Source organism: Lysobacter sp. P5_C4, assembly GCF_054049695.1.
In genome coordinates, this window is the sequence record NZ_JBFULX010000001.1 from 203,081 (window position 1) to 217,746 (window position 14,666).

The 14,666-nt window shown below is 64.7% G+C and carries 17 protein-coding genes, 1 tRNA gene and 1 pseudogene; 9 read left to right on the plus strand and 10 right to left on the minus strand.

All coding sequences use genetic code 11. The features are described from left to right. Positions 1 to 6: 6 nt before the first annotated feature. Genes ACXJJ8_RS00845 through rsmD form a run of 6 tightly spaced genes read right to left on the minus strand, consistent with a single transcriptional unit; the run spans position 7 to position 4,348 of the window. Entirely contained in the window at positions 7 to 591 is a 585-nt protein-coding gene (locus tag ACXJJ8_RS00845; protein WP_499026314.1) for a hypothetical protein, read from the minus strand. Continuing rightward, entirely contained in the window at positions 588 to 2,327 is a 1,740-nt protein-coding gene (gene ggt, locus ACXJJ8_RS00850; protein WP_499026315.1) for a gamma-glutamyltransferase, read from the minus strand. The genes ACXJJ8_RS00845 and ggt overlap by 4 nt, the downstream gene beginning before the upstream one ends. Further along, positions 2,324 to 2,596, minus strand: coding sequence for a YfhL family 4Fe-4S dicluster ferredoxin (locus ACXJJ8_RS00855; RefSeq protein ID WP_499026316.1), 273 nt, complete (start codon positions 2,594 to 2,596; stop codon positions 2,324 to 2,326). The genes ggt and ACXJJ8_RS00855 overlap by 4 nt, the downstream gene beginning before the upstream one ends. A gap of 52 nt (positions 2,597 to 2,648) precedes the next feature. Further along, positions 2,649 to 3,149 (minus strand): hypothetical protein, encoded by a 501-nt coding sequence (locus ACXJJ8_RS00860; protein WP_499026317.1) that lies wholly within the window; start codon positions 3,147 to 3,149, stop codon positions 2,649 to 2,651. 29 nt (positions 3,150 to 3,178) lie between these two features. Continuing rightward, a complete protein-coding gene (gene coaD, locus ACXJJ8_RS00865) occupies positions 3,179 to 3,679 on the minus strand; it encodes a pantetheine-phosphate adenylyltransferase (protein WP_499026318.1) in 501 nt (166 codons plus the stop codon). 18 nt (positions 3,680 to 3,697) lie between these two features. Continuing rightward, entirely contained in the window at positions 3,698 to 4,348 is a 651-nt protein-coding gene (gene rsmD / locus ACXJJ8_RS00870; RefSeq protein WP_499026319.1) for a 16S rRNA (guanine(966)-N(2))-methyltransferase RsmD, read from the minus strand. Between the two features lie 184 nt (positions 4,349 to 4,532). Between rsmD and ftsY the strand changes: the two are divergent. From ftsY to ACXJJ8_RS00890, 4 genes and pseudogenes are all read left to right on the plus strand, one after another. Continuing rightward, positions 4,533 to 5,465: pseudogene (gene ftsY / locus ACXJJ8_RS00875) on the plus strand (signal recognition particle-docking protein FtsY); the annotation flags it as partial. Beyond that, positions 5,465 to 6,706 carry an AsmA family protein gene (locus ACXJJ8_RS00880; protein ID WP_499026320.1) on the plus strand — a complete coding sequence of 414 codons (1,242 nt, stop codon included), beginning with the start codon at positions 5,465 to 5,467 and terminating at the stop codon, positions 6,704 to 6,706. The pseudogene ftsY and the gene ACXJJ8_RS00880, both read left to right, overlap by 1 nt. Continuing rightward, positions 6,703 to 7,743, plus strand: a complete 1,041-nt coding sequence (mutY, locus tag ACXJJ8_RS00885) for an A/G-specific adenine glycosylase (RefSeq protein WP_499026321.1) — start codon at positions 6,703 to 6,705, stop codon at positions 7,741 to 7,743. The genes ACXJJ8_RS00880 and mutY overlap by 4 nt, the downstream gene beginning before the upstream one ends. 1 nt (position 7,744) lies before the next feature. Then, positions 7,745 to 8,017 (plus strand): oxidative damage protection protein, encoded by a 273-nt coding sequence (locus ACXJJ8_RS00890; RefSeq protein WP_499026323.1) that lies wholly within the window; start codon positions 7,745 to 7,747, stop codon positions 8,015 to 8,017. A gap of 4 nt (positions 8,018 to 8,021) precedes the next feature. On the opposite strand, the gene ACXJJ8_RS00895 is transcribed toward ACXJJ8_RS00890, so the two are convergent. Next, entirely contained in the window at positions 8,022 to 8,435 is a 414-nt protein-coding gene (locus ACXJJ8_RS00895) for a DUF6491 family protein (protein ID WP_499026325.1), read from the minus strand. A 148-nt stretch (positions 8,436 to 8,583) separates the two neighbouring features. Between ACXJJ8_RS00895 and ACXJJ8_RS00900 the strand changes: the two genes are divergently transcribed. After that, positions 8,584 to 8,659, plus strand: a tRNA-Phe gene (locus ACXJJ8_RS00900). 14 nt (positions 8,660 to 8,673) lie between these two features. On the opposite strand, the gene ACXJJ8_RS00905 is transcribed toward ACXJJ8_RS00900, so the two are convergent. From ACXJJ8_RS00905 to ACXJJ8_RS00915, 3 genes are all read right to left on the minus strand, one after another. Then, complete coding sequence (locus tag ACXJJ8_RS00905; RefSeq protein ID WP_499026326.1) at positions 8,674 to 9,912, minus strand: site-specific integrase; 1,239 nt, start codon at positions 9,910 to 9,912, stop codon at positions 8,674 to 8,676. 13 nt (positions 9,913 to 9,925) lie between these two features. Next, the gene (locus tag ACXJJ8_RS00910; protein ID WP_498960344.1) at positions 9,926 to 11,146 is read right to left on the minus strand and encodes a 3-isopropylmalate dehydratase small subunit; all 1,221 of its coding nucleotides are present in this window, start codon (positions 11,144 to 11,146) and stop codon (positions 9,926 to 9,928) included. Positions 11,147 to 12,053: 907 nt separating this feature from the next. Next, positions 12,054 to 12,422: a hypothetical protein gene (locus ACXJJ8_RS00915; protein WP_498960346.1), complete on the minus strand. Its 369-nt coding sequence runs from the start codon at positions 12,420 to 12,422 to the stop codon at positions 12,054 to 12,056. Positions 12,423 to 12,657: 235 nt separating this feature from the next. On the opposite strand from ACXJJ8_RS00915, the gene ACXJJ8_RS00920 reads away from it, so the two are divergent. From ACXJJ8_RS00920 to ACXJJ8_RS00935, 4 genes are all read left to right on the plus strand, one after another. Further along, the gene (locus ACXJJ8_RS00920; protein WP_499026327.1) at positions 12,658 to 13,089 is read left to right on the plus strand and encodes a hypothetical protein; all 432 of its coding nucleotides are present in this window, start codon (positions 12,658 to 12,660) and stop codon (positions 13,087 to 13,089) included. A gap of 55 nt (positions 13,090 to 13,144) precedes the next feature. Beyond that, the gene (locus tag ACXJJ8_RS00925) at positions 13,145 to 13,414 is read left to right on the plus strand and encodes a CPCC family cysteine-rich protein (RefSeq protein WP_498961248.1); all 270 of its coding nucleotides are present in this window, start codon (positions 13,145 to 13,147) and stop codon (positions 13,412 to 13,414) included. A gap of 84 nt (positions 13,415 to 13,498) precedes the next feature. Further along, complete coding sequence (locus tag ACXJJ8_RS00930; RefSeq protein WP_498960350.1) at positions 13,499 to 14,023, plus strand: hypothetical protein; 525 nt, start codon at positions 13,499 to 13,501, stop codon at positions 14,021 to 14,023. A 176-nt stretch (positions 14,024 to 14,199) separates the two neighbouring features. Then, positions 14,200 to 14,637 carry a hypothetical protein gene (locus ACXJJ8_RS00935; RefSeq protein ID WP_498960352.1) on the plus strand — a complete coding sequence of 146 codons (438 nt, stop codon included), beginning with the start codon at positions 14,200 to 14,202 and terminating at the stop codon, positions 14,635 to 14,637. The last annotated feature ends 29 nt before the right edge of the window (positions 14,638 to 14,666 follow it).

Genomic DNA, 14,666 nt, shown 5'->3' on the forward strand with positions numbered 1-14,666 from the left:
GGATCGCTAGCGCACCGGATCGGCGGACAGATGGAAGACGAACGTGCCGCCTTCGGGTTCGCTCGCGGCCACGCGGATCGCGCCGATCACGCCGCTGGCCGACAGAAGGCCCGCGCCCGTCGCATCCGGCGCCCGCCCGAGCCCGAACAGGCGCCCGCGCCAGCCCTTGATCACGATCCGCGCACCCGGACGGCCTTCCAGGCGCAGCACGCCCGAGGCGTCTTTGGGCACCGCCACGTTGCGGCCGCCGGTGTCGTCCAGGTCATCCTGCTGGAAGGCGAACAAGGCATCGTCGTCGGCTTCCACCGTGAAGCGCCAATCGGTGGTGCCAGGCGAGCCATCGTGTTCGACGGCGATGCGGTCGACGACGACGGTGAAGCGATCGACGGGCCTGGGCGTTTCGCGCGCGGCTTGTGCCTGCGCAACGACATGCGGCGCCGCCGGCGCGATGGCGGCCGCGGGCGGCGGCGGATTGCGATCGCCGCGCACGTTGACGTACACCGCGGTCAGCGACGCGATCAGCGCCGCCGCGCCCGTCAGGATCGCGGGCACGTGGTGCAGCGTCGGCTTCTTCGGCGGTTGTTCGCTCATTTGCCCTTCGTCTCGCTTACCCGGACTTCGGCCTTGCCGACCGGATTGCGCGGGTCGCTTCCGCCCGACAACGCATTTGCGCGGCGATCCCATTGCACGGTCTGCAGGTTGCCCCACGTCGGCTCGGCGGCGTTGACGGTGTGGCCCATCGCTTCGAGCGCCTTCACCGTTTCCGGCGACAACGCGCCCTTCTCCGCCGAGATCACGTCGGGCATCCATTGGTGGTGGAAGCGCGGCAACGCGGCGACCTGCTGCGGCGTCAGCCCCGCGTCGTAACCGAGGATGCCGAGCAGCACCTCGGTGATGATGCGGCTGCCACCGGGCGCGCCGATCGCGATCGCCTTGTCGCCGTTGTCCAGGAAGGTCGGCGTCATCGAGCTGAGCATGCGCTTGCCGGACTTGGGCGCGTTGGCTTCGAAGCCCATCACGCCGAATGCATTGGGCGTACCGGGGCGCAGCGCGAAGTCGTCCATCTCGTCGTTGAGCAGCACGCCCGTGCCCGGCGCGATCATGCCCGAGCCGTACAACAGGTTGACCGTCTGCGTCGTGCTGACGCGATTGCCATCGGCATCGATGATCGCGAAGTGCGTGGTCTCGTCGTCTTCCAGCGGCGCCGGCTGCCCCGGGATCAACGCGCTGGGCGTCGCCTTGTCCGGATGGATCGATGCGCGCAGGCCCGCCGCATAGTGGCGGTCCATCAGGCGCGCCATCGGCACGGTGACGAAATCGGGATCGCCCAGGTAGATCGTGCGATCGCGGAACGCGCGGCGCATCGCCTCGACGGCGATGTGGATGCGATGCGGCTCGTCGAGTTTCGCCAGGTCCCAGCCTTCCAGGATCTGCAGCATCTGCGCGAGCGCGACACCCCCCGAGGACGGCGGCGGTGCGGTGACGACGTCCCAACCGCGGTACTTGAAGCGCAGTGGATCGCGTTCGCGCACGTGGTAACCCGCAAGTTCCGCGGCGGTCCACTTGCCGCCTTCGTCGGCGACGCCCTTCAACAATTTTTCGGCGACTTCGCCCTTGTAGAAACCCTCGTGGCCCTTCTCGGCCAGCAATTCGAGCGTGCGCGCGAGATCGGGTTGTTTGAGGATTTCGCCGGCCCTGGGTGGCGTGCCATCGGCGAGGAAGACCGCGCGCGTACCGGGGTAACGCTCCATCACTTCGCGGCGGCTGCCGTAGCCGCGTTCGAGACGCGGATAGACGGTGAAACCATCGCGCGCCAACCGGATCGCGGGCGCCAGCGTCGTGCGCAACGGCAGGCGGCCGTACTTCGACGCGATGTGCACCAGCGCCGCGGGCAAACCCGGGATGCCGGCCGACCAGGGGCCGTTTTCGGCGCGGTCGACGTCCAGTTCGCCCTGCTTGTCCAGGTAGGCCTCGGGCGTCGCCGATTCCGGCGCGGTTTCGCGCGCGTCGACGAATACATCGCGATTGGTTTTCGCATCGTGCAGCAGGAAGAACCCGCCGCCGCCGATGCCGGAGGAAATCGGTTCGACGACCGCGAGCACGGAGGACACGGCGACCGCGGCGTCGAATGCATTGCCGCCGTTGTGGATCGCTTCGAAGCCTGCGTCCGTCGCCAGCGCCTGCGCGCTCGCGATGACGGTGCCCGGCGGATGCTGCGGGCGTGCAGCGCGCGCGTCGGCGGCCGCGGCTTCGAAGGTCGCGAACAGCAACAGCGTCGCGCAGAAAGTAAAGGCATGCCGGATGACCGGGCGCAACGCAGGCGTCATGCAGGAGGCTCCATGGGGCGGTCTTCCTGCTGCAGTCGCAGGAGTTTGGCGAGCAGTTGCTCGTTGGATTCGGGGTGCGCCGGATCGAGGTCGATGCATTCCACCGGACAGACGACGACGCATTGCGGCTCGTCGAAGTGGCCAACGCATTCGGTGCAGCGTGCCGGATCGATCACGTAGATCGCTTCGCCCTGTGTGATCGCCTTGTTGGGGCAGACCGGCTCGCAGACGTCGCAGTTGACGCAGAGCTCGTTGATCTTGAGGGACATGGGTCTGCAACCGGTGCGCGTGGCCGGCACGCGGCCACGCGCCGGGTTTTGCTTACTTCGCTTCCTGGAACACGTACTTGGCGCCCGACTTCAGCACCACGGGCTGGACGCGGGCGTTGTCGGCCGACTGGCCGATGAAGAGCACCTTGACGCCCTTCATCGAATCGGCGGGGACATCGGTGAACGCCGCGACGACCAGGTCGCCCATCTTCGCCGAAGCCGGCGAGACGAAGGCAAGCATGTTGCCTTCCAGGATGCCGCGGGTGAGATCCATCTTCACCTTGTCCATCTGCGCGTCGTACTGGTCCTGGAAATTCGGGTCGGATTCGGCCGGCAGGAAGTACACGAACGGCGCGCTGGTCACGCCGTCCATGTTTTTCTTGACCACGTCGCTGGCGTAGGCCTGCCAGGCGTTCGGGTCGCCGTTGGTGGGCACGGCCACCGCTGCGGCCACGGCCTTCGGCGCTTCTTCCTTCTTGCACGCCGACAGGGCGACGACGGCGAGCAGCGCGAGCAGCGCCGTGCGGGACATCGTGAGCAGCTTGTGTTGCATGGTGGAACCCCCTGGAACTGGAAAGTCGATCAGACGGAAGTGCGCTGCCATTCGGCCTGCAGCGCTGCGGCGACCGCCGCCGGCACGAACCCCGAGACATCGCCGCCGAGGCGGGAGATCTCGCGTACCAGCGACGAGGAAATGAAACCGTATTGCTCGGCGGGCGTGAGGAAAAGCGTTTCGACACCCGGGATCAGGTGCCGGTTCATGCTCGCCAACTGGAACTCGTATTCGAAATCCGACACCGCGCGCAGGCCGCGCAGCAGGACGCCGGCGCCCAGTTCGGTGACGAAGTGCGCGAGCAGACCGGAAAAGCCGCGCACTTCCACGTTCGGGTGGCGCGACAAGGCTTGCCTGGCCAGGCCCACGCGCAAATCCAGCGGTAGCGCCGGCCCCTTGCCCGGGCTCTGCGCCACGCCGACGATCAGGCGCTCGAACAGCGGCGCGGCGCGGTCGACGAGGTCCACGTGCCCGTTCGTGATCGGATCGAACGTGCCGGGATAAACCGCGATGCGGGAGGCAACGGGCATTGCGTGCGCGTCATCGGCTCAGGAGTCGCCGGCGAGTGTAACCCGCCGGTAGAGGGCATAGCGCACCTCGCGCGTCCGGCCTTCGCGGTGCAGGCGCCAGCCCTCGGGCGGCGGCGCGTCGTCGGCCGCGGGGCCCTCGACGTACAACCAGCCGCTCTCGCGCAAGCGCGGGGCCAGCACGGGCAGCACGCCGCCCCACAGGTTCGCGTCGAACGGCGGGTCCACGAAGGCGAGGTCGAAACTGCCCGCGGGCTGCGCATGCAGCCAGGCCATCGCGTCGGCCTGCACGATCTGCGCGGCGTCGCCGCCGTGCAATCGCGCGGCGACCTCGCGCAGGCACGCCGCGGCTTCGCGATCATGTTCGACCAGCACCGCGCTCGCCGCGCCGCGCGAAAGCGCTTCGAACCCGAGCGCGCCCGTGCCCGCGAACAGATCGAGCACCTGCGCGCCGGGCAGCATGGGCATCAACCAGTTGAACAGCGTTTCGCGCACGCGATCGGAACTCGGGCGCAGGCCCGGGCGGTCGGGCACGCGCAACTTCGTGCCGCGCCAGCGGCCGCCGATGATGCGGACGTGCCCCGCGGAAGGGTCGCGGCGCGTCATCGGGGCGTTCGGGGGGTGGGTGCTACCATGCCGGCCATTCTCCACGATCGAATGCCGCGGCCGCATGCGCTGGTTCCGACGCAAGAAATCCGACGACGGCGCGCCGCCTTCGACCGACCTTCCGACCGACGCACCGCGCCCCGACGCGCTGCCCGAGGTCGAGCCGGCGGCTGCCGAACCCGATGTCGCGCCCGTCGAGATCGACCGCAATTTCGAACCGGTGGTCGAACCGCCCTTCGTCGAACGTGCCCCGCCTGCCCAGGCCGGCAAGCCCGGCTGGCGCGAGCGCCTGCGTGGCACCGGCTTCGCGCGGAGCCTCGGCGGTCTGTTCTCGCGCAATCCGAAGCTCGACGACGACCTGCTCGACGAGATCGAGACCGCGTTGCTCACCGCCGATGTCGGCGTGGCCGCGACGACGCAATTGCTCGAAGGCCTGCGCCAGCGCATGAAACGACGCGAATTCGCCGACGCCCGGGCGCTGCTGCGTTCGCTGCGCGCGGAATTGATCGCGATGCTCGCGCCCGTTGCGCAGCCCTTGTTCATCGATCCGGGCGCCAGGCCCTTCGTGTTGCTGACCGTCGGCGTCAACGGCGTCGGCAAGACCACGACGATCGGCAAGCTCGCGCGTCGCTTCAAGAACGAAGGCCGCAGCCTGATGCTCGCCGCGGGCGACACGTTCCGCGCCGCCGCCGTCGCGCAATTGCAGGCCTGGGGCGATCGCAACGATGTACCGGTCGTCGCGCAGGGACAGAACGCGGATGCAGCATCCGTTGCGTTCGATGCGTTGAATGCCGCCAAGGCGCGCGGCGTCGACATCCTCATCGCCGATACCGCCGGGCGATTGCACACGCAGCAAGGCCTGATGGCCGAACTCGGCAAGATCCGCCGCGTGATCGCGAAGGTCGACGCGTCCGCGCCGCATGAAGTGCTGATGGTGATCGACGGCACGACGGGCCAGAACGCGCTCTCGCAATTGCGACAGTTCAACCAGGCGGTGACCGTCACGGGCCTGGTCGTCACCAAGCTCGACGGCACCGCGAAGGGCGGCGTGGTGTTCGCGCTCGCACGCGAGTTCGGGATTCCGATCCGCTACGCGGGCATCGGCGAGCGTCCGGAGGATCTGCGCGTGTTCGACGCCGAGGCCTTCGTCGACGCCTTGCTCCCGGAATCCCTCGGCGCCTGATGACACGCGCGCGCCGGTGGCTGCTGGCCTGCGCGGCGGTGGCGCTGCTGCTGGCGCTCGTCGCATGGTGGGCGTCGCGGCCGCAACGCGTTGCGTCGTTCGTGATGTCGCAGCTCGGCTCGACGCTCGGGCTCGAAATCACGGCACGCGGCACATCGGAATACAGATTGGCGGGCGGACCGCGTTTGGTCTTGCGCGACGTCGCAGCGCGCGCGCCCGGTGCGGCGCGTCCGTTGTTGCGCGCCGATCGGGTCGATGTTTCCGTGCCCTGGTCGACCGTGCGTTCGCGCGGGAAGGACCTCGCGATCAAGCGCGTCGAACTCGATGCACCGGTGCTCGATCTATCGATGCTGCAGGCGTGGCTCGCATCGCGGCCCAAGGGCGAACAGACAACCCCGACCTTGTCCGATGGCCTGCGCGTGCGCGATGGACGGGTGGTGGGCGCGGGTTGGTCGGTCGATGCGATCGCGCTCGACGTACCGCGCGTGATGCCGCAGACGCCGTTGACGGCCGATGTCTCGGGCCGATACGTCGCCGCCGATACGCGCGTGCCGTTCGCGCTCGCGCTCTCGATGACGACGCCGGCGAACGACGCCGGCCTCGGCGCGCACGGAACGCTCACCCTGGAACAGCCCGGTCGCCGCATGCACGCGACCTTGCGCGTCTCGGGCCCGTTGCACGTCGACGATCACGGCGTTCGGATCGCGCCCTTGCGTGCATCGATCGTTGCGCATTACACGCAGAAAGACGTCGATCTGCCCTTCGCATTCGCGCTCAACGGCCCGCTGCGCGTCGAAGGCGGCGCCGTCTCGCTGTCGCCGGCAGGCATCGCGTTGCGGGGCAAGGGGCTTGTTCCGACACTCGATGGGCGCGTGGCGTTCGCGTACACGGACAAAGCCATGCTGCACCTCGCCGGTACGCTCGCGACCTGGCCGGACGCCTGGCCCGCATTGCCGCCGCCGATCGGGCAATCGCACTCGCCGATGCCGGTCGTGCTCGATTACGCGGGCCCCTTCGATTTCTCCGCGGTTGCGCGCTTGCAACTGGCGCGCGACGACACGCGCCTGGATGCGCGCTTCGCGTTGCCTGCGGTCCTCGCGTGGATCGATGCACCGCCGACTTCACCGCTGCCGCCCTTGGGCGGCCGCCTCACCACGCCGACGCTCGATGTCGGCGGCGCGATCCTGGAAGGCGTCGACGTGCGCCTGCACGATCCCGCGCTCGAAACCGCGGCGCCATGATCGAATCCGATTCGTTCGCCGGCCGGCTGCTTGCCTGGTTCGATGTCTCCGGCCGCCACGATCTGCCCTGGCAGCATCCCCGCACGCCGTATCGCGTTTGGTTGTCGGAAGTGATGCTGCAGCAGACGCAGGTGCGCGTCGTCGTTCCGTACTTCGAACGATTCGTCGCCGCCTTGCCGGATGTTCGCGCACTTGCGGCGGCGCCACTGGACGAGGTGATCGCCTTGTGGGCGGGCCTGGGCTACTACGCACGTGCGCGCAATCTCCATGCCGCGGCGAACGCGTGCGTCGAACGGCACGACGGCCAATTGCCGCGCGATCTCGACGCATTGATCGCCCTGCCCGGCATCGGCCGCAGTACCGCGGGCGCGATCCTTTCGCAGGCATGGGGCGATCGCTTTCCGATCCTTGACGGCAACGTCAAGCGCGTGCTCGCGCGCGTGCACGGCATCGAAGGCCATCCCGGCCTGCCCGCAGTCGAAAAACAGTTGTGGGCGATCGCCGAATCGCAATTGCCCGATGCGCGCATGGCCGACTACACGCAGGCGCAGATGGACCTCGGCGCCACGCTGTGCACGCGCGCCGATCCGGCGTGCGTGTCGTGCCCGATACAAACCACGTGCGCGGCCTTGCGAGAAGGCCGCACGGCCGAGCTGCCGACGCCGAAGCCCGGCAAACCGCTGCCCGAACGCAGCGCGCTGATGTTGTGGATCGAAGACGTGCAGGGCCAGGTGCTGTTGCAGCGCCGCCCCGCCACCGGCATCTGGGGGGCGTTGTGGTCCTTCCCCGAGTACGCCGATCGGCAGGCCGCACGCGCCTGGTTCGCCGAACACATCGCCGCCGAGTTTGACACCGCCGAAACGCTGGCGCCCGTCGCGCATGGGTTCACGCATTACCGCCTGCACATCCAGCCGCTGCGGTGGCGAAACACGCAGGCACCGCGCGCGAGCGATAATGACGACTTGCGTTGGATCCCACGCGCGTCGCTGGGCACGCTCGGGCTCCCCGCGCCGGTCCGCAAACTATTGGAAGAATGAAATGCCACGTACCGTGTTCTGCGTCGTCGACCAGGTCCAGGCCGACGGCCTCGATTTCATTCCCTGGCCCGGCCCGGTGGGCAAGCGCGTGTTCGAACACGTCGGCAAGCCGGCTTGGCAACGGTGGCTCGCGCACCAGACGATGCTGATCAACGAAAATCGCCTGTCCCCGCTCGACCCCAAGCATCGCGCGATGCTCGAGGCCGAGATGGAGAAGTACCTCTTCGGCGACGGCGCCGACAAACCCGCGGGTTACGTCGCGCCCGACGCCTGAGGCCTCACATCGACATCGCCTTGCGCTGCGCGCGCACGGCATCGACATCCAGCGGGCGAATCTCCTCGATGCGGCAATGCATGGGCGAGCCGCCGAACGCCACGCGATCGAACTTCGCCTGCACCCAGCTGCCTGTCTGCGTGGAGATGAGCATCGCCGCCGCGCCGTTGTCGTAATCCAGGCACGGGCCGCTCAGACGCATGAGATAGGTTTCCTTCGGACGCATGGTCACGACGATGTGGTTGCTGTCGACTTCCTCCCAGCCCTGCGGCGCGAAGTAGTTGATTTTCGCCATCGGCGCGCCGGCGTTGGCTTCGTAGAGGGACAGACGCTCGGCGCGCGTCATGCCCGAGGAACATGCGGCGAGCGCCAGGGTCGCGGAGACCGCCGCGATCGCGGAAAGCAGCTGGCCTTTCATTGGAACCTCCATATCGCAGCCTCATTGCGGGGCCGCCTGATGCATCTTGCTCCCGAGCAACGCACGCGGTTCAAGCCCGCCCGCACGCTATTCAGCGGCCATCCGGCTTGCCCTGCCCCCGCCCTTTCCGTAACATGCGCGGCTCGCTGGCCGGGTAGCTCAGTTGGTAGAGCAGGGGATTGAAAATCCCCGTGTCGGGGGTTCGATTCCCTCCCCGGCCACCAGTGATTTCAAGGTTTTACGTGGCCCGCACTCGCTGCGGGCTTTTCGTTTGTGCCAAAAACGTGTCATCGATCCGGCACGCGGCGCCCCGCAGATGATCCGCCGCCAGGTGCGCGTACCGCAGGACCATCTCGTAGCTAGCCCAACTGCCTAGCTCCATTAGCTCCTGCAACGGCGTTCCGCTTTGTACGTGCCACGACGCCCAGGTGTGGCGCAGATCGTGCCAGCGAAACGTTCGTTCGATCCCGGCCCGTGACAGCGCCGCTTTCCACGCTTTCGTCGAACACCGCGCCACGGGCTTCCCTTCATAGGTGAAGACGTGCGCGCTGTCCTGCCCGAGCCGCCGGCGCAAGACCTCGACAGCGGACTCGTTGAGTGGGACGCCAATGGCCCGTCCGGCCTTGGCTTCGTCTGGATGGATCCATGCAACACGGCGGGCCATGTCCACCTGCTCCCACCGCAGGAAGGACACGTTGCGCTGTCGCAGGCCCGTGGCGAGTGCCAATTGCGCCATGTCCCGAAGGTGCGTCGGCAACTCCGCAAGGAGCCGCTGTGCCTCCTCCGGGGACAAGAAGCGAATGCGCCCCTTCGGTTCCCGGTACAGCCGGACTTTCGGAATGGTGTCCAACCAATTCCATTCGTCCCGTGCGCGCCTCAGGATCGCCCGGATGAGTGCCAGGTAGCGGTTCGCGTTGCTCGGACTCGACTCGCGCGTCTTTCGCTCCGCGATTGCATCGACCACATCCCGAGTCACTTGCGACAATTGCAAGTGACCCAAGAAGCGATGCAAATACCGCAACTTCGCCACATCCTTTCCATGCGTTCGCTTGTCGCGTGTTTCCTTCACCCATCGCACGGCCGCGTCCTGCCAACTTCGCTCGGGTTTGACTCCTAGCCTTTGCTCTTCCCACAACCGGACCTTGAGCCGGTCGTGGTACTCCTGCGCGTGGGCTTCGTTGTCAGTCCCAGTAGAACTGCGTACTCGCGTGCCGTTTGGTGCGGTGATTCGGACCCACCAGACATCACCGCGTCTGTATAGCCCCCATGAGGATTTCTCCCGGTTGGAGCCACTTAGCGGCGCTTGCCTGCGGCCAGCGTAAAGCTGGCCGAGATACGCGGCAAGGTCGTCTTCGAGGAATACCCAGCGCTTGCCCGGCTTGGCCGCTTTAAGTCGGCCTTGGCGGGCATGCTGGCGCAGGACGGCGGGCGACATGCGGAGGAAGCGCGCGGCTTCCTCCAGGTCGAATGAGCGCATGGCACACCCCCGCTCATCGGTCGTCCAAGCGCACGTTGTAACGACGCGCCTTGGCCTTCGTTTTGCGGCGGATGTAGTCCTGCAATCCTTCCGGGAATTGGCGCTGCGGGTCGCTCCAGTACGCCTCCATCGCGTGCAGGAACTCCCCGAATCCATGATCGAAGTCGGTGATGCCTTCGCGCGCCATGTAGCCCGACAGGCCCGAAATTCCGTGTCGAAAAAGGCGGTCATCAGAAGGGAGACGGCGCTTGGGTACCCGAGTCATCGGCGGCGCTTCCGGGTCGATATCCCACAAGCGAGTCAAGTCTTCCCACACCGGATGGGTCTGCCACCGGCTGCGGGTGTCGTCTGATTCCGAAGGAATCGCAAGCCTTAACCACTCCGCGCAAAGATAGCCCCACAAATTGCCGCACATGGCCAGCGCTTCACTGGCTGGTCCCAGCATCGGCTCCGGTAAGCCTTCGCGGCGAATCTGGAACTCCATGCGCCAGACATCCTCCTGCCCGTTCCAACCCTCCATTGCCCACAACGGTCGCATGTAGTCCTTTCCGGACTTCTGAATCTCGCGCGTTTTATTGTAAAGACGTGCACTGACTTCATTGCCGGGGCCAAACGTTACGCCGGTTCGCGCATCGCCTTCTTCGTGGATCGCCCGCGTCTTGCAGCGCTTCACCCAGTGGTGCCCGGGAAGTGATGCCAGGTCATAGTCAGCACAGAAGTCCGCGAAGAGATCGATGCGGCTGATCTTCGGCGGACCGCTCAACTGCCCCATCTTTTCAACCAGCGCTGTAATTGCGCGCACTGCTTCTTCGGGTCCAACGGCGGTCAAATACTCACTTCGGATTTGCACCAACGCCAACGGCAAGACTCCCGCTGATGCATTGGACAGTTGGATAGAGAACCAGTTGTCTTCCAGCACGAAGGCGAACCTCCCCCGGCCGCGCGGCATCACCAAGAACTGGTGATCTTGAAGGCTAATCCCGGCAAGTGAAGCGACATGCTCGTTTGCCGATTGAGCGCGGTCCTTGCACTGCTGTAACCAGACTGCAAGCTCTGGGTCGACTGATCCGGGAAAGGACAGATACAAGCTGTCCACCCCATGCCGGAGCGGTCTGATGCAGTTTGCGGGTGCTGTGATACTGGGTGGCGCACCCGCTGCGGCTCCGGCCAAGGCCGCTCCCGCGGCCTTCTGGCCGTCGTCCGCCGCATGGCGGCACTCGAATTCCCCGTTCATCGCATTCTTCCTAGTCGCTCCGGAATTGGAGCAACATGGAAGCTATGCCTTGGTTTTCCTGGGCCAAACCACACGGAATAGCAAAACTATGTGGTTGCGCTTTCTTCCCATCGCTCAAATGCAGTAAAGAGTCCCTTGAACGGGTCGGCGCCACGCGAGTCGTAAAGTCTTAGGCGCTCAGTGACCAAGCGGAATACTGCGTCCCGTCCGTACGATTCGACCGTCCCGCCTTCTCTAAAAACGCGCTCCATGTATCGCAACTGCCAGCTTGGCTGCAGTTGCTTACTCGGACCTTTTACCGCAGCACGCAAGACCAACGCCAATGCTCTCCTATCTCCTCCGAGTTGGAGTTTGGCCAGGTGTGACGCAACGGACGGCATTGTTATTACGCTTGGATCAACTGAGGCTGCGTGCCGAAGCGCAACCGCATCACCATCCAATCCCTTGCTCACAAGCTCTGGAATTGACAGGGAATAGAGGCCGATGGATCGACAAGAGTAAGAGAGCGCAATCAGCAGCGCGACTACAACAACGACCTTTCGCCGTTTGCATCGCAAGTTGCTTTCGTCTGCCTCTATGCTATCCAAGCCGTTTAGCAGGTCTTCGTATCTGTTCTCGCCCGCAGCCTTTACCAGCAGTTCCGCAGAATCGGTTAGTTGCGAAAGAAAATAGACAAGCTCGGGGACGCTAAGCTCGTGCGCCCAGGACCAGCTAATGGGTAGCCCGCTTCGCCTGAGATACTTTGGAATCCATCGCTCGCTGAAGAGACCATGGATCGATCGCTCAAGTCGCGCAAACTCGGCAACTCTCGAATTGATCCTGGCAGCCTGATCGGGAGTCAGAGCTATTTTTCGCCCCGCGACATTCACTCGAACGCGTTTTTTGGCCACGACTTAGCCCCGCTGCCTCAGGAAAAAGTTCCGTCGCTATCGGTCCCCTTCGCGGGAGGAAAGATGATTGGGACCGAGAACTTCACCCGAGAATGCGTCGAAGACTCCCCATGAGAAGCGCCCTGCGAGCCCAGACCCACGGCGCCCAAGTAGACGCCGATGCCACCTTTCGTGTCAGTGGCCGTTCCGTCGGCCAAGACGATGTCGAACTCAACGTGGGCGACAGGGCGCCCTCGGCTGTCGGTGATTCTCCCCACTAAGTCGGTCCGCCCATAAAACTTGAACGACCCCAAGCTCGCCCCGCTCTCGTGCGCGGCTTCACTTGCGTCAGCCACGCCGTTGACGATCTCGACCAACGCTCGTTTCAGGAAATCCTGCAGGTTCATACGCGTTCCTTCACTGGTATCGAATAGGCCAACCTGCGCCCAATCGCAGATTGCCTGCATCGTATCAGCGGGGATCGGAATGTCCGTTTGGGTCAATAGTGGTCACTACGTGACCGGCTGTAGCCCCGGGCGGGCCAGGTGGCCGAATGTCCGCTTTCGACCCAAAGCGGACATTGGGGCGCGCGGCCCGCAGTTCGACCACCGCGGCTGGCGTCGTGTCGGATAATCTCGTCGGATGGAAACTGACCGCGTCTATCGCGCCGACTTCGGAAGCTACGCGCTTTGGCTAACGCTGCTCGGCATTCCGCTCGTGCCGGCTGCCGCTGTGCTCGCGAAGTTCGGTTGGGTGGAGTTTCAGGCCAAAGGCATGGTGATGCCCGTTGTGTTTTGCCTCRCGGCCATGGCAACAGCGTTTCTTTGGCTTTCTCGCTATCGGCTGACCTTCTCGTCGTCCGGCATCGCGTATCGCTCGTGGCGCCGGGCCTGGGGCGTGCCGTATAGCGACATCGGCGCGATTTTCCCGTCGCGTGTGGCGCCCATTTCAGGAATTCCAATTGGCGTCTACGTGCAGATCAAAGGCGGGCGCAGAGAGCTTGTGTACACCAAGGCATTCTCGATGGCCGCAATCAATGAGCTGCTTGCTCTCGCCGCAGCCGGTAACGAATGACCGCTTATGGCCGAAAGCGGACATGCGGGCACCGCTCATCCACCGGGAACCATGCATGTGTCTTGAAAATCAACTTCCACTTCGCTGCCCATGTTGCGCCTACAAGACGCTGCGTGAGCGCGGAACATTCCAAGTCTGCGCTGTCTGCTACTGGGAGGACGACGGCCAAGACGATTTCGACGCCGACGTCATGCGGGGTGGCCCCAATGGCGACCTCAGCCTCACCCAGGGTCGCGCCAACTACATGGCGTTCGGAGCTTCTCGGGAAGAAGACCTTCCGCACGTTCGTCCACCGCTTCCGGAAGAACTACGGGATAAGCCCTGACCTCGAATGACCGCTTTCGACCCATAGCGGACATTTGGTCCGGTCTATCATCTCGGCCTCAGGAATCGGGGGCCCCACCGTCCAATGCACGTTGAACGCACCTTACGTTCGCCGATCGATAGATCAGTTCGCTTCGGCGGCATGGTGTTGGCGCACGCCGCGTTGATTGCGTCCGATCTGGGCGAAGGTGAACTTGTCTGCCCGTTCGCGATTGTCACGAAGGACGACAATCGGGAACTGGTCCCCTTTGAGGCCGAGTCGCAAGCAGAGGCTATCGAAAACGGTAAAGCCAGCCTTGCGGAGTTCAAAGAACACATCGACGACTGGGGCTTCGGTCGCGAGGGTTTGTGGTCCGAGCCTGGCGGCACCATAAACGCGGACGTGCTTATCGTTTCCGCCTGGACTCACGGCATGGACGAGCCGATTGTTTTGATGCAGCGTTTCCGCCCGGCAACAGCAGGGCAGTTCATGCTTTTCGGGCCAGTCGACATCGTGATCGACGGGCGCGTTCTTGCCTCGGAGGAAGCAGCTCCGTTGCGAGCGCTCGTTCTTGATGGCATCGCGCTTCACCCCAGCGATGTGCCGTGGGCGAGCTGGTTGGAACACTGATGGCGAGTGAGACCCGGGAAGCCAATGTCCGCTTTTGGCCGAAAGCGGACATCGAGCTTGGGTGACCGCTTTCGACCCAAAGCGGACATTCGATCCTTATTCGAGGTGCAGGCATTCGAAGGGCTTGTTGGCCGGACCGCGTCCGCATACCGTGACGCCGTATCAAAGGGGGCGCGATGAAACGGTTGATGGACATGGCGTTGCTTGGACTCGCGAGCGTTCTCGGTTCGCTGTTTACTGGCTGCGCAAGCTCGCCTACGTCGAACACGGAAAATGCGTTGGTTCATACGAGCGTATGCCAGCTGGTGGCAAACCCGGAAAAGTTCGCAGGCAGTCGAGTTCACCTAAAATCCATGGTTAGGCCTTCTGCCCATTCGGTTATCTTGCTTTATGACGACAATTGCAAAGACGCGGTTGTCGTACTGGACGTGCCAAGCAACCTAGAGGGCGCGCCCGAGATAGAGAAGATGATGAACCTCGTTTGGGAAGGCTATCCAGGGCCAAGAGCGAGCAACGTCACCATAGATCTGTACGGGGTCTATCGGTGGAGAAAGAATGAAGTCCCGTCGCGGTATATCGTTGCTGAAAGCGTTATCGATACCGCAGTGCGGTAGGGGCTGACCGCAGCCAACTGGTGCGAACA